Source organism: Spirosoma luteum DSM 19990 (genome assembly GCF_000374065.1).
GTDB lineage: Bacteria > Bacteroidota > Bacteroidia > Cytophagales > Spirosomataceae > Spirosoma > Spirosoma luteum.
This window is the reverse complement of the sequence record NZ_KB893251.1, coordinates 1-13,842: the sequence shown is the minus strand read 5'-3', so window position 1 is coordinate 13,842 and position 13,842 is coordinate 1. Positions and strand designations below refer to the sequence as shown.

At 46.3% G+C, this 13,842-nt stretch carries 14 protein-coding genes and 1 pseudogene; 9 read left to right on the top strand and 6 right to left on the bottom strand.

The window, feature by feature from the left end:
• Positions 1–2 precede the first annotated feature (2 nt).
• Both B156_RS0109620 and B156_RS0109615 read right to left on the bottom strand, forming a co-directional pair.
• Positions 3–731, bottom strand: a complete 729-nt coding sequence (locus B156_RS0109620; RefSeq protein WP_018619477.1) for a hypothetical protein — start codon at positions 729–731, stop codon at positions 3–5.
• Positions 732–1,078: 347 nt separating this feature from the next.
• A complete protein-coding gene (locus tag B156_RS0109615; protein ID WP_018619476.1) occupies positions 1,079–1,729 on the bottom strand; it encodes a 3-keto-disaccharide hydrolase in 651 nt (216 codons plus the stop codon).
• Between the two features lie 249 nt (positions 1,730–1,978).
• On the opposite strand from B156_RS0109615, the gene B156_RS0109610 reads away from it, so the two are divergent.
• Together B156_RS0109610 and B156_RS0109605 are read left to right on the top strand one after the other, a co-directional pair.
• Positions 1,979–2,848, top strand: a complete 870-nt coding sequence (locus tag B156_RS0109610; RefSeq protein WP_018619475.1) for a hypothetical protein — start codon at positions 1,979–1,981, stop codon at positions 2,846–2,848.
• Positions 2,849–2,888: 40 nt separating this feature from the next.
• Positions 2,889–4,079: a cation:proton antiporter family protein gene (locus B156_RS0109605; RefSeq protein WP_018619474.1), complete on the top strand. Its 1,191-nt coding sequence runs from the start codon at positions 2,889–2,891 to the stop codon at positions 4,077–4,079.
• Positions 4,080–4,094: 15 nt separating this feature from the next.
• Here B156_RS0109605 and B156_RS0109600 read toward each other — a convergent pair whose 3' ends face one another.
• On the bottom strand, positions 4,095–4,424 hold the full coding sequence (locus tag B156_RS0109600; RefSeq protein ID WP_018619473.1) for a hypothetical protein: 330 nt from the start codon (positions 4,422–4,424) through the stop codon (positions 4,095–4,097).
• A gap of 142 nt (positions 4,425–4,566) precedes the next feature.
• On the opposite strand from B156_RS0109600, the gene nhaD reads away from it, so the two are divergent.
• The 3 genes from nhaD to B156_RS30765 all read left to right on the top strand — a co-directional run bounded on the left by nhaD (position 4,567) and on the right by B156_RS30765 (position 6,800).
• Complete coding sequence (gene nhaD / locus B156_RS0109595; RefSeq protein WP_018619472.1) at positions 4,567–5,862, top strand: sodium:proton antiporter NhaD; 1,296 nt, start codon at positions 4,567–4,569, stop codon at positions 5,860–5,862.
• Between the two features lie 79 nt (positions 5,863–5,941).
• A complete protein-coding gene (locus B156_RS0109590) occupies positions 5,942–6,652 on the top strand; it encodes a hypothetical protein (RefSeq protein WP_018619471.1) in 711 nt (236 codons plus the stop codon).
• Positions 6,653–6,689: 37 nt separating this feature from the next.
• Complete coding sequence (locus tag B156_RS30765) at positions 6,690–6,800, top strand: tyrosine-type recombinase/integrase (protein ID WP_342664415.1); 111 nt, start codon at positions 6,690–6,692, stop codon at positions 6,798–6,800.
• Between the two features lie 34 nt (positions 6,801–6,834).
• On the opposite strand, the gene B156_RS0109585 is transcribed toward B156_RS30765, so the two are convergent.
• A complete protein-coding gene (locus tag B156_RS0109585) occupies positions 6,835–7,089 on the bottom strand; it encodes a hypothetical protein (RefSeq protein ID WP_018619470.1) in 255 nt (84 codons plus the stop codon).
• A 350-nt stretch (positions 7,090–7,439) separates the two neighbouring features.
• Here B156_RS0109585 and B156_RS0109580 point away from each other — a divergent pair, with 350 nt between their 5' ends.
• The 4 genes from B156_RS0109580 (at position 7,440) to B156_RS30255 (ending at position 13,215) form a co-directional block, all read left to right on the top strand.
• The gene (locus B156_RS0109580; protein ID WP_018619469.1) at positions 7,440–7,928 is read left to right on the top strand and encodes a hypothetical protein; all 489 of its coding nucleotides are present in this window, start codon (positions 7,440–7,442) and stop codon (positions 7,926–7,928) included.
• Positions 7,929–8,756: 828 nt separating this feature from the next.
• On the top strand, positions 8,757–11,426 hold the full coding sequence (locus tag B156_RS0109575) for a hypothetical protein (protein ID WP_157626982.1): 2,670 nt from the start codon (positions 8,757–8,759) through the stop codon (positions 11,424–11,426).
• A gap of 357 nt (positions 11,427–11,783) precedes the next feature.
• Positions 11,784–12,035, top strand: coding sequence for a hypothetical protein (locus tag B156_RS0109570; protein WP_018619467.1), 252 nt, complete (start codon positions 11,784–11,786; stop codon positions 12,033–12,035).
• Between the two features lie 505 nt (positions 12,036–12,540).
• Complete coding sequence (locus B156_RS30255; RefSeq protein ID WP_157626981.1) at positions 12,541–13,215, top strand: hypothetical protein; 675 nt, start codon at positions 12,541–12,543, stop codon at positions 13,213–13,215.
• 130 nt (positions 13,216–13,345) lie between these two features.
• On the opposite strand, the gene B156_RS31295 is transcribed toward B156_RS30255, so the two are convergent.
• Together B156_RS31295 and B156_RS0109555 are read right to left on the bottom strand one after the other, a co-directional pair.
• Complete coding sequence (locus tag B156_RS31295; protein WP_018619465.1) at positions 13,346–13,519, bottom strand: hypothetical protein; 174 nt, start codon at positions 13,517–13,519, stop codon at positions 13,346–13,348.
• A 62-nt stretch (positions 13,520–13,581) separates the two neighbouring features.
• Positions 13,582–13,842: pseudogene (locus tag B156_RS0109555) on the bottom strand (IS5 family transposase); the annotation flags it as partial.

Genomic DNA, 13,842 nt, shown 5'->3' with positions numbered 1-13,842 from the left:
GTTTAACGGGTTATTTCTTCATACTGTTTTGCCACCCGCGTAATCGACATTTCGCGCTGTTCGTCCTTGAATTTGAGGTGGTTGGCACGAAGGTATTTTCGCAGGGCTTTGGCTTGGTCTGGAAACAGGGCAAGCACCGACCGTTTTGTTTTCACCTCATGGTACAGGCTGTCTCTGCGGATGAAGAAACGGTCTTTGACCAGATAATCGGCCATGTAAGTCCCGCTCGAAATATCTTCATGAATGGTTTTTACGCGTTGCGCCAGTACCTGCGTCCGACCATTGAGCAGCAGTTCGTAAAAGCCGGGCTCAATGCCCGACGTGCTGTCATTTTCGAGTCGAATAAACCGGTGCTGACCCAGCGAAAAATTACCTACTTTATTGGTGTGAAGCCGAATCCGGTACCCGCCTTCCGGTGGTTGAACGGCTACTTCCTGCCGAACAATATCGTACAACATGGGTACGTCGTGGTAGCGAATATCGTTGTAGGTGATTGTTCCCGTCAGCAGGCTGTCGGTTGGGTAAAACGGATGGATTTTTATGCGGTGGTCGTGGGCGATGTATTCATTCCCTTCGTACACATGTTCCTGCTTTGAAAAAGCCTGCTCGTACTGGTTGACAGCCTGTTGTTTTGCCGCCTGCACGAATAAACTGTCAGACTTTGGCGTTTGGCCGGGGGCAGATTGGTACAGAAATAAATAAGCTAAAGACAGGAGTAAGCGTTGACGCATCTGGAAGAAAAAACATGGCTGGTTTGTACCCGTATAATCGCTCCACAAGATAGGGAAATAAGCGACTGTAAGGCCCGGAAAATTAAGCCGTATCCGGGCGTCAATAGCTACACGCCCCTTTTAGCGGTAATCCGCTAAAAGGGGCGTGGGTTTACCCGTAAAAAAGAATGACCTTTATGTTTACCAACCCGCGAATACGGTGTCCCTGTCGCTGACCCATATCTACAGGGTATTATCAGGTAACTTTTGCTTACCTAAACGGTAAGTTTAACCGTTTCTCCTGGTTGGGTGTTTTCAGCGAAGAGGCCATCGTTACGTTGCTGCACGGCCAGAAATTAGGGACGTTTTTAATCGGGCAGCACTTTAATCATGATGTCTTTGAAGTAGACTTTACTTTTTGGGTCGTGGCCCTGAAGGGCAATGGTGCCGCTGCTGAGTTTTTTTGGTGAGTTGGCGTTACTAACGCTGTCGGGTTCCGTGTAGTCGTTGATAATCTTGTCGTTTACCTTAATGATTACTTTTTTACCCTGCACAATAATGTGTTCCGTATACCATTCATCGTCTTTCACGAATACCTCCTTCACATCCTGAAGGCCGTAAACGCTGCCCGTTTTACGCCAGTCGGTATGGCTTTGGTTTACCTGAATTTCGTACCCTTTACTAGGCCATCCTTTGTCCTGATAGGCTGTATGAATAAACATGCCGGAGTTGGAGCCGGGCATGGTTTTCACCAGTGCTTTCCACTCGAAGTTCTTGAAATTGTGGTTGCCTACGGGCCCTTCGTAAAACAGGTGTGCCCGTGGACCGGCCACTGCAATAGCGCCATCCTGTACGCTGAATGTTCCCGGACTTTCGGTCGTGAGTTTCCAGCCATCCAGTGTTTTACCATCAAAAATACGAACCCAGCTATTGTCTGACTTAGCGGATGGGCGGGAGGCACAACTTACCAGGAAACCAAGTACCAGCGTGGCCAGCAGGTAGGGTAGGGAATTACGCATAGCAAAAAGCAATTAGTAGAATAAAGATGTTTGGTAACCAAAGCACCACTGGCCCAAAAACTAATGGTTGGCAGCCCAACTGTCCATCACCGGGTTGCAAACATTGCCGCTGAATGACGCAGAACACGGCAATAGTTTCAGACCTGGGGGAATGCGTTACCGGATGATGTCGATAGCTTTATTAAGGTAAGGGTATCACTTTTACTTTATCTGTTCGTTACTTTGGCAACTGAAACAACCCGAATTTTCATGCGTAATTTTGTTTTGCTGGTTTTTAGTCTGGCAATTATTTCCTGCAAACTCACAGTACCGGGAGTGTACGAGGCTCAGTTTGTCTCAGACCCTACTGCTACGCCTGTTACCGCCGGACAGATTGATGAAGCATCCGGCATGGCCGATAGCCGCAGCCAGCCCGGCAATGTGTGGATTGAGGAGGATAGCGGGAACTCAGCCGACCTGTCACTGCTGGGTCACGATGGAGTGGTAAAAGGGAAAATCAGTGTTCCCAACGTTGCTAACCGCGATTGGGAGGAATTGTCCATTGGGCCGGGGCCGACTGATGGGGTAAACTACCTTTACATTGGGGAAATTGGCGATAATAATGCCAATCACGACATATCCCAAATTTACCGGTTTCCCGAACCTGCGTCGCTGCAAACACCCATTACGCAGGTTGCCCGGATTAATTTTCGCTATCCGGATGGCCCCCGCGATGCCGAAGCCATGTTTGTTGACCCGGCTACCAAAGATATTTACATCATCTCGAAGCGGGAAACGAAAGTGCATCTGTATAGCCTCCCTTACCCGCAGGATGTCAATCAGATAACGGTGGCAAAAGCCTACGGTGAGTTACCTATAACATTTGTGACGAGTGCGGCTATCTCGCCCGACGGATCCGAAATGCTGGTTCGTACCTACACGCAGGTATATTATTACAAACGAAACGCCGGCCAGTCCATTTCCGATGCCTTACAGTTTGGCAACAGCCGCCAGCTGACCATACGGGCCGAGCCGCAGGGCGAAGCTATTTGCTTTGATAAAGACAATAAAGGTTTTTTCACCATCAGCGAGCGGGCCAGTGCCTCATCGGTGAATTTGTATTACTACGGACGGAAATAAAAGTCAGCAAAGGGGCCGCTTACATTGACCGACTGTTCATATGGATTCATCAATTCTGATTATAGTCCTGAGCTTATCGGTACTAATCTCGTACGCCTTCGACTTGTTCAGCAGCCGGTTCAAAACGCCCTCCGTCTTGTTGCTGTTACTTTTGGGGATGATTACCCGGCAGGTAACGGAGTACTTTGCCGTTCAGGTGCCATACGTCAACACTATTCTGCCAACGCTGGGTACGCTGGGGCTTATTCTGATCGTGCTGGAAGGTGGACTGGATCTGGAACTGCACGCCGAGCGGCTGAGTATGCTGCGCCGGACGCTGCTGGCTTCCCTGCTTGGCATTATTGGCGGAACGCTGCTGATGGCCAGTATGCTCTACCTACTGCTGAACGACTCGTTTTACCATTGCCTGCTTGCCGCGTTACCCTTTTCCATTGTCAGTAGTTCACTGACAGCGCAGATCATAACCAGCCTGACGGACGGGCAACGGGAGTTTGCCGTGTATGAATCGGCCTACGCCAGCATACTGGGCATTATGGCGTTCAATTTCCTGCTCCTTAGTCGCAATTCGGTGCTGGGTGCTGTATTGTCCTTCACCCGCGACACGCTGGTGATGGCCGTTATTTCACTGGGCTGCTGTTTTTTATTGCTCTACCTGATTGGCCGTATCAACCACCGGATTAAATTTCTGCCGATTATCTCGGTCCTGTTCCTGGTATACGCGCTGGCCGAAATAAATCACCTGTCGTCCCTGTTGCTGATTCTGATTTTTGGCCTGTTTCTGAACAATACAGACCTGTTTATCCGGGGGCGACTGAGTCGTATTTTTAAGAATGATCTGTTTGAAAAAGAACTCGACCAGCTCAAGAATCTAACCGCCGAGGGGGCGTTTGTGGTCCGTACTTTTTTTTACCTGATTTTTGGCTACGCAGCCGTTCCGCAGGACCTGGTTCAAACCGATGCGCTCATTGTCAGCGGCCTTTTTTTACTGGTTATTGTGGCCTGGCGGTGGGTAACGCTCCGGTTAACGTACAGGGGACCGATGGGGCCGCTGTTATGGATTGCGCCCCGGGGGCTGATAACGGTGTTGCTGTACCTGAATATTCCCGAAGATTTACGATTAATCGGTTTCCGGGAAGGCATTCCCATGCTGCTGCTGGTGCTATCATCGGCTTTGGTGATGGTAGCTGGCCTAGGCCGTAAACAACTGACAACCGAATCGTCGGACCAATAAAGGACAGTTATTGGGTTATGGCCGGGTGTCCTGGGTAAGATAACGCCGGAATGCCCAGTAACGCCGGGTGTTGAGGTAGTTCAGGTCCCGGTCGTTTGCGAAGGCTTCACGCTCAAAGCAGATATGTCGATAAGCCGTATAATGATCCCGATACTGAATCCGCCGGATCAGGTATTCGATGACATACCACAGGTAAAAGGGGAGAATCCCCAGTTCCAGCTGCTGCCTGAGGTGAATACATTCGTGGTTGAGCAGGGTAGGGCCGGGGTGCCGATGCCGGACAAGAATAAACGGGAACAACGCCATGCCATCCGGCCCCAGCGAAGCAACATGAATAATGAACATCGGGCTAATGGGATTCACAATGGGATAACAGGAATTAGCCGGAAATTACTCACCCGCCACAAAATTTAAGCCGTGGGGCGGTTTATTTTTCATTACGCTGAGCCGATGTTTTTTTACCGCTCAGCGCAATTATTGTCTGTATATGCTTGTACTGCTTACGCTTATCTTCATTGCCGGTTATGTACTGATTACCGTTGAACATTCCATCAAGATCAACAAAACAGCTACCGCGCTCATTACCGGTGTTGTTTGCTGGGCTACCTACGCACTGCTGGGGGGCGACAAAGAAGCCATTGGCCAGCAGTTGGAGCATCATCTGACCGACTCGGCCGAGATTCTTTTCTTCCTCATGGGGGCTATGGCCGTAGTGGAATTGATTGATGTGCACGATGGCTTTACCCTCATCACCGACCGCATTGCCAGCCGGAATATGCGTACGCTGCTCTGGCTGATTAGCCTGTTAACGTTTTTCATGTCGGCCCTGCTGGACAACCTCACTACCTCCATTGTGATGATAACGGTGATCCGCAAACTGATTCGGGATCTGGAAGACCGGCAGATTATGGCGGGAATGATTATCCTGGCGGCCAACTCCGGTGGAGCCTGGTCGCCGATTGGCGATATCAGCACGACTATGCTCTGGATTGGGGGACAAATTTCCGCCTTTCATATCATCAGTAACATGCTGTTGCCCAGTCTGGTATCATTGCTGGTGCCGCTGGCTATACTGACCCGTGTGTATAAACCCCAGCCGTTACCCCCAATCCCGGCCGAGTACCTTGGCCCCAGCCGTCCGTATGTTACGCCCATTACCCGCCGGGACCGGCGCACGATGCTGGCCATCGGGCTGGGCGGTATGCTGTTTGTCCCTGTGTTCAAAGCGGTCACGCATCTGCCGCCGTACATGGGCATGATGATGGTGCTGGGCCTGATCTGGGTCGCTTCCGAAATCATTCACAGCGATAAAGACGACGCTCAGCGTAAGAAGTTTACGGCCTCTTACGCCCTGAGTCGTATCGACACGCCGAGCATCCTGTTTTTTCTGGGCATCCTGCTGGCCGTTGGCTCCCTGGAAGCAACGGGTGTGCTGCGTGAACTGGCCGATTCACTAAATCGGGCGGTGGGTAATCTGGATAGCATTGTCGTTCTCATCGGTGTCGTATCTGCCGTGGTCGACAACGTGCCCATCGTGGCTGCGTCGATGGGTATGTATGACCTGCAAACCTATCCGGTAGATAGTAAACTCTGGACGTTTATGGCCTACTGTGCCGGTACGGGCGGGAGCTTGCTGCTCATTGGGTCAGCTGCGGGCGTGGCCGTAATGGGTATGGAAAAGATGGCTTTTGGCTGGTACCTGCGAAAAATAAGCTGGCTGGCACTGATTGGCTATCTGGCCGGGGCCGGGGTTTATCTGGCGGGCTCTTCACTGTTCCAGTAAGTTGATTGTCAGCGCCGTAAATCCCCTTGCCGATTGTTGGCTGAACGACTATATTTGGCGAAAAACTAACAGGAAAAACATGAAAAAAATAGGATTGATCGTCGGCCTGCTGCTGACGATGGGTCACTGGGTTGCGGCTCAGTCTACACCCACGGCCGATGAGATACTGGCTAACTACATTACCGCCATTGGTGGCAAAGAAGCCCTCATGAAGGTCACGGACCTAACGACCAACATGTCGTCCGACATGAACGGAAACGCAATTATCGTGACGCGCAAGCAGAAGACGCCCGCCATGTTTTCGATGGTAATTAACGCCAATGGCATGGAGGTGATGAAACAAACTGGCAACGGCACCAACGTAGCGATGGGCGGTATGCAGGGCAGTCGTACGCTCGATGGCCCGGCTGCCCAGCAAATGACGATGATGAACACGCTTTTCCCCGAACTGCACTACGCGGAGAATGGCGTAAAAACCACGCTCGTTGGCCCCGAAAAAGTGGACGGGAAAGACACCTATAAGCTCAGCCACACCACCGCCGACGGAGCTGCCACCTGGACCGATAATTTCGACGTTACGACAGGGTTGAAAGTGCAATCCGTAACCACTGGAAGAGGGCCGCAGGGCGAAATGAAAAACAGCATGGTGTATTCGGATTACAAGGATACGGGTGGCATCAAGTTCCCGATGACCATAGTCCAGCAGTCGCCCCGCGGCCCCATGACCATGTCGGTGGATAACGTAAAGATCAACAAAGGCCTGAAAGATTCGGATTTTACAGTGAAGTAATAGTGTAAACCTATAAGGTCTCACAGACCTTATAGGTTTGGTTGTTTTTAATAGATACTCTTTCGCAACCCACTTGTTAGAATCCGGCACAGATATCCGCTTTATTCAACAATTGTTGGGTTATGAGAGTATACTGACGACCATATGATACACCCACGTCACAGCCGATAAGATAAGCACCTTTAAAAGCCCACTGGATTATCTTTAATATCATGTTGTCGCAATAAGGTGCGGAGTTGAGCCAGGCTATAAAATTTACTTTTCAGGATATATCCCTGGGTCGTGCCAATGACAACACGTTTGTTCTTTTTTACCTGGCCCCGCGAGTCGAAGCGATACAGATTTTTATCCTTCCCGAAAAAGTAGTTTGGGAACCCGTAAATGTCCCACGACCGTACAATAAACGTAGCGGTGATCAGCGTAACTTTTTTTGCCATTATCTTGCATATGCCGGTCCTTTATTCTATTCTTACAGCAGGCACAGGCTTTAGCAAAAGTACAGATAATTTACCAGGCACTTAATATCAAATAACTGATATTCAATAGCTTGATATTAAGCGAAGTTTCGTACATATACTTGTTGGGTGATGCGTAAAAGCATTGCTTCAGATTCTGGCTTTCGGTCGACAGTCCGCACGTCCAGCAAGGCAGCTTTTGGCTTTCATTTCTGGGTTCTAGCTGACAGGTCGAACGCCCCGGTTAATCGAGTCGGGCAAAGCGGATTCGTTGTGTTGTTGAATTTTGGCTGTTGCTCGAAAAATTGAGTTTAATCCTAAACTTTAAAAATATGTTAGACATTGCTACGATAACCACAATCATTGGAGCCGCTACGTCAGCAGTTGGTTTACTTGACCAAATTGCTGATCAAGTTCAGCGCTTTATCAAAAAAGAGAAAGGCGAACCTGTTCCTGAACATACAGGCGACCACAAAATGAAAATTGAGCAGGAGGGGAATTCAATGGTCAGTAAAATTTACGGCCAAACGTTACAAAAAATTTCTGCATCAGATTTGCAACGCCTACCCGACAGTGTACTTCTACATGTAAGGGTTCTGGAGCAATCCATGCAGAATAATTACGCACTTTGGAGTGCTATTTATCCACAATTGGCACTTCTTTCGCCAACAGAAAAAGCACAAACAGAAATAAGGTTAAAGCAGCAAATATTAGCAATGAAGGGCGATATGGAAGCCATCTTGAAATTTCTTCAAACGGCTGGTTTTCAATTAGATGACCATTACATAGAAATACAAAATACTCTTGAAAGGTACAATTAAGAGAAGTTCATGCTTCTCAAAATTTCGCTCCGCGTGGGCGGCTGTCTGGCGACAGGCCGCACGCCCCGAAGGAGAGTGGGCAGCCCAACCAAATGAGTGTGTAAAGGTGCAGGTACGTTTGTTTCAGTGAATTGTGCGCCCACCATCAACACTCATTGGCGTTGGGTGAACATAACATAATGGGCGTCAAAGGTGGGTTCCCGGCGACAGTGGAGCCGCCCCGACAGGCAGGCTTTCGGGCTTGTTGGTCAGCTTCCGGTCGACAGGTCAGCCGCCACAAATTCGGGCTTTGACCAGTTGGCCAGGTCACTTGCGACACCGGAAAGGCCCTGATTAGGCGGCCTGACAAAAGTGGGTTCGCTACGTTGCTAAGCTTCGCGCTGGTCTGAAAATCGGAACGTGCATTATGCTCGCTTCGCGTGGGCAGGCTACCGCTGACAAGATGCACGTCCCGGAGGAGGCTTTGCAGCCCAACCAAACAGGGGTGTAAAGATTGGCAGTGGTTCGTGTTCAGGCAAGTAGCACCCTCACCCATCAGCCCCTGTGGGCGTTGGGTGTTCGCTCATCAAGTGCACGTTCGGCGGCTCCAGTCGACAAACCGAACTTGATTGACAGGCAGGCTTTTATGTGCCAATTTGGGCATCGGTCGACAGGCTGCCCTTCTTGACAGGCCAGCGTTTGTAAGCGGATCGGCTCGCTGTTAACAAGCGACACTTGGGTGCTGATAGACTCTGAAAAGGCGTCGGTCGACACCAGAAACTTGAGCGTTAGGCACTTTCAAATTTCAACTAGTAATTTTAAAATTGTTCACTATACATTTAAAAGACAATGACAAATTATCTACGTGATGAAATCACGCTAACTCAATCACTTTTGAAACGGTTAGTATCCATGATAGAACCTGGTCAAGATACACTGTATTTTACGGCTAGGAAAATAACGGTAGTTGAGCCTGTAGAATTGGACAATATTAACTTGTATTTCTTATCGACACACTTTGAAGGTAACAATCAACCAATAACAGTTCTTCCTCTTAAGTTAGATGGGAACCAAATAGCCGTTAAGGGTTCAAACGGAAAACAAATAACTATTTTGGCGAAATACGCAACTGATATTAGTGTAAACCTGAATGGAGGAGAGGGGACAAAGGGCGGTCAAGGAGATGCGGGAAGTAACGCATATGGAACAGAAATAGGCAATTTGGTTAGCGCGAGTAAAGTTCAACTCGAGGTGCCCGGATCAGTGGGAGGAAAGGGAAAGCCAGGAGGGGCACGCGGTGATGGAGGATATTTGTTTCTAAGAACTCTTGAATCTCCCGTGTATAATAAAGTAAATATTTCATTAAATCAAGGTGTCCCAGGCGAAGGTGGTGAAGGTGGACCGGGTGGACGCACATACCGCATGGGGGTTAAACCAGAACCTGAAGCAGGCCCACGAATATACATGTATATTGCGGGGGACCTAATAAACAAATTAGGGCCTACAGGGCCCAAAGGAGATGCAGGTCCTTTGGGAAAAGATGGAGAAATAATAGAGGAAGTTCTAGACGAAGAGACGTTTTTCAAGCAAGCTGCTCAGATATCTTCTGACTGGAGTACTTATAAAACTACTATTGGGGAGTACTACTTTAGAGCAGTAAATAATTCAAATTTATATAAGAATCCGAAATTAGGAAGCAGTACTGCTATAATCAGTTTAGCTTTAAACGAGTTAGGCGATGCAGTTAAACTTGATACAAAAAATCAAAGGGCTATTGAATTAACACAAAGAATTAAATTGTTACATACACCTTTAGGCGTCTCTCGCTCAATTGACATAGCACCTGATTTTGAGGGATATGAAAAAACTTATCTGGGTTATTATGGCCTTGTAGCAGAGATTCGGAGAATCGCTGAGAATTATTATAATATTGCTGACATAAAAAGTAATATTCAAACAGTTTTAAATGCAGAGTCAGCGAGTGTGTTAGCCTACCAACAGTCTATCATTATTAATTTAAATTCCAAGATTAAACCCTTAATAAAACAAAAGCAGGATGATATAGATAAACGTATTAAAATCGATCAGAAACTTTCAAATGAAATAGATGCGCGAAAACAATTTCTTGCTAATCAACATCATGGAATAGGTTTTGCAGAGATTTTCGCATATGTAGAGGTTGTTGTTGCCGTAGTGGGAGCCATATATACGGCTGGTGCTACTTTAGTAGCGGCTGCTCAAGGCTTAATGACAATCGCAAAAAGTGGCAGCAAGATGATCGACGCTATTGAGGAAATTAAATCAATTAAAGAAGCAAAAACTGCCATTGGAGAGTTTATCGATGTAGCCAACGGAAATAAGAAACCAAAAGATACTACCCATGAAAAACTAATTAGTAGTGCTGACGACTTTATTAGTGCTATCGGTAAATTTGATAAAAACGCTAATAAATTTAAAGATAATATAGAAATTATTCTCAATATTAACAAAGCGATAAGTCAAATCAAGGGAGTTAAGACTGGAGATGCAGAATTAGACACATTATTGGGACAGAAAGCCGATAACATGCATGAGGTGTTAATCGCTAAAAAAGATCTTGAGTTACTTGGTTATGATGAAGTTGTTGCCAATCGGCAAATTAAAGCTTTTGGGCTAGTTGCTGAGCAAATAAATAATCAAGCAGCAACGCTTGGTTTAGGGGCTAATAATTTTTTAGTGCAGTTTGCTCACATAATTAAACGATCACAGTTTTATATGGATTTTCTTATCGAACAAGTTTTTTATGCGATAAGAAGTCTAGAAATACTTGAATTTACTGATTTGTCAAATCTGATTCGTTATGATTATGGATATTTTCATCCAGACTTAGAAGCCGATTTGAATGAGTTGAACGATCAGGAAGCAGCTAATAATGTACTTGTTGCTTATAACAACAGTATTGTAGATTTTTCAACTGTAACCACATACAGAACTAATTATAATAATTTTGTGAATAGAGTTCTATGGTCTCCATATACCTATAAATTAAATTTTAATAAAGATCAAATTCAAGATTTTATCTCATCGCCAAAGTCGGCTATCCTCAGATTTACTATTGATCCATCAACGGAACTAACGAATGCTTCTGGAACGCTGACAGATAAAAGTTATGCGATACTGCAAAGCATAAAAATTAGTTTTGTTGGCGTAATGACCCAAGATTTATCGAACACTTTCAATGCCACACTTTATCAATCAGGAGCGTTATATCAACGAACTAATGATCCTGATCCTGTATCTATTGTACTTCGAGGGAGAAAAGCTAATATCAATGATGTACAGAACAGACTACTAACCAATGCGGACTTTGCCAATGCTGATGCTGGATTTGGTTACAACTCTGATTTTAATCTAAGTTATCGGTCTGTTTTCAGCTATTATGAAATAAGCATACCACCATCTGAATTTATAACGGGAAATCTTGATTTTTCAAACTTAGATCGAATTCAAGTATGGTTTAAACTCGTTTATAGGACTTAAAAATTCGTATTCAGTATGTGCCTTACTGTGCGCTTCGCGTGGTTGGCTTGTCAGGCAGCTCACTCCTAAAGGAAAGCTGGCAGCCCAACCGGCCATGTGTGTAAAGGCTCCTACGTCGCCATCAACACATGGGGTCGTTGGGTGAACACAACAAGCAGTGCTTGTGGGGTGGGTCACGGGCGACAGGTTGACCGCCTGAGTGAATCAGGCTTGAAAAACTCAAAAGTGGGCTTGCGGTCGACAGAACGAAGGTCTCGTATTGTAGGCTTAAATTCGTTAGGCGGCTTCGGTTGACAAGCCAAACACTGTAGAGCAAGATAACCTAGCAAACGGCTTCAAAAATTAAATTCCTTTCAAATGAAAAAATCTAAAACCAAGATTGAAATAAAACCAGCAAGCAAGGAAGTAGATCAACTACTAACTGATATTTACAACGGGAGCGTCAGTACCGAAGAACAGGAGACTGCACATGATACGTTGAGATATTACGCGAAAAGAGAAATTCCGGTTGGCTACTTGTTACATACAGCTGATATTGTGGCTAAAACAAAAACGGGTTTTTCCGTCGAGGTTTTAATTGAAAAAGAGAGTGGTGGTATTGGCAGCTAAGTCTAAATGCTTGTTAAAGGTATAGGGCTATGTGCGTAGTGATTCGCTCTGCGTGGGGTCGCTATCCGTCGACAGGCAGCACGTCCCACAGGAAAGTTTGCAGCCCAACCGAGAAAGGGTGAAAAGGTTGAAAGTGCCTCATGTTCAGAGAATAGTTCGTCCACCATCAGCCCTTTCGGGCGTTGGGTGTTCGCTCATCAAGTGTCTGCAAGGCAGCGTCCCGGCGACAGGTTGCAGGCCGTAGAGGTTAGGTTTTTTTCTTGTCCGGCGGGTTGCGGCTGACAGAGTGTACGCTCCGGTTAGGCAGGTTGGGTTTTGCATTTCAGCGTCTTGGCGACAGGTTAGGCTTAAGTTTGTAGAGTCGTGTCCCAATGAAAAGGACAGTCCTATCAATAATGAAATTGACTATTTTCAAATTACTACTTTAACCAGTAAAACGATGTACCCCAAATCCCTCTTCAGTAATTCATCACTCTACGAAAAGCCACAATACTGTTTTGTACTTATGCCGTTTGCCAATGAATTTAATGAAGTATATGACATTATAAAAGAAAGTTTAGAATCTGATGAAATAAATTTTACGTGCAAAAGGGCCGATGAAATAAGCCAGCCACATATTATGACAACTGTGCTTGAAAATATTTCATCTGCTAGTTTAGTGGTTGCTGATTTGACAAATCAGAATCCCAACGTTTTTTATGAATTAGGTATAGCACATAGCTTTAAAAATGTAGAGCAAGTAATTTTGTTAACTCAAAATATAGAAGATGTGCCTTTTGATTTAAGGCAATATAGATGCATCAAATATGAAAAGTCATACAACGGAGCAAAGATTCTGAGAAGAGAACTTACAAAAACAATACGTGAAGTTGTTGGAGAACAACATAGCTTATACCTTTCCGAGGGAGAAACTAAACCCCTTAATAGGGCGGTAATTGGTAAAGGAAATTTTGCTTATGAAATTCACCTGAATGCTGGCTACATTGACGAACGAAATTCTAAAATTGAAGTAACATACACGAAAATTTCTGGTGACGGGACAAAACAGAAACTCACAGATAAAGAATGGTATGGACTTTCAAAAGGAGAGGGAAATGCCCAATTAAAGATGGTACCGATTTCTATTTGCTATTTTGGCAAGAAAAACAATCAGGGTTTATTCATTTTTACAGAGCATTAATGTGATTTTGTGCGCTCTGCGTGGGTGGCTTGTCGGGCGACAGGTTGCTCGCCCCCGAAAGAAAGTTTGCAGCCCAACAAGGAAAAGGGTGTAAAGGTTGAAAGTCCTCGTGTTCAGGCAAGTAGCTTCCTCATCCATCAGCCCTTTCGGGCGTTGGGTGCAGCAATAATGCCGGTTCTCCATTTTCAGCATCCAGCGACAACGGGCAGGCCGCAGTAAGGCAGGTTTTAAAAAGTCTCCATTTCTGGGCCACCTGCGACAGTTGGCGCGTCCCGGCGGGCAAGGTTAGTGAGAAAATCAGCATCCGGCGACAGCGGAAACGCCTGAGTTGGGTAGGTTTAAAGAGAGTAAGAGCGTGTTGGGGAATTAGGTGCTTGATTCTGAGGGTATTCTCTGTAGCATTAGCTGAATGTTAGCCAAATAAAGCCAGTTTATTGATGAACTCAGCGTGTGTTCGTAGTCTTTTACTAGCCGACGGAAGAAGTTTGTCCAAGCAATACTCCGCTCCACCACCCACCGTTTTGCCACTGGAACAAACCCTTTCGCTGACTCCGCTCGCGAAGCTTTTTCAAAATCAATACTCCATTCCCCAAGTGCTTTTTTGAATACACCGTTGTAGGCCTGATC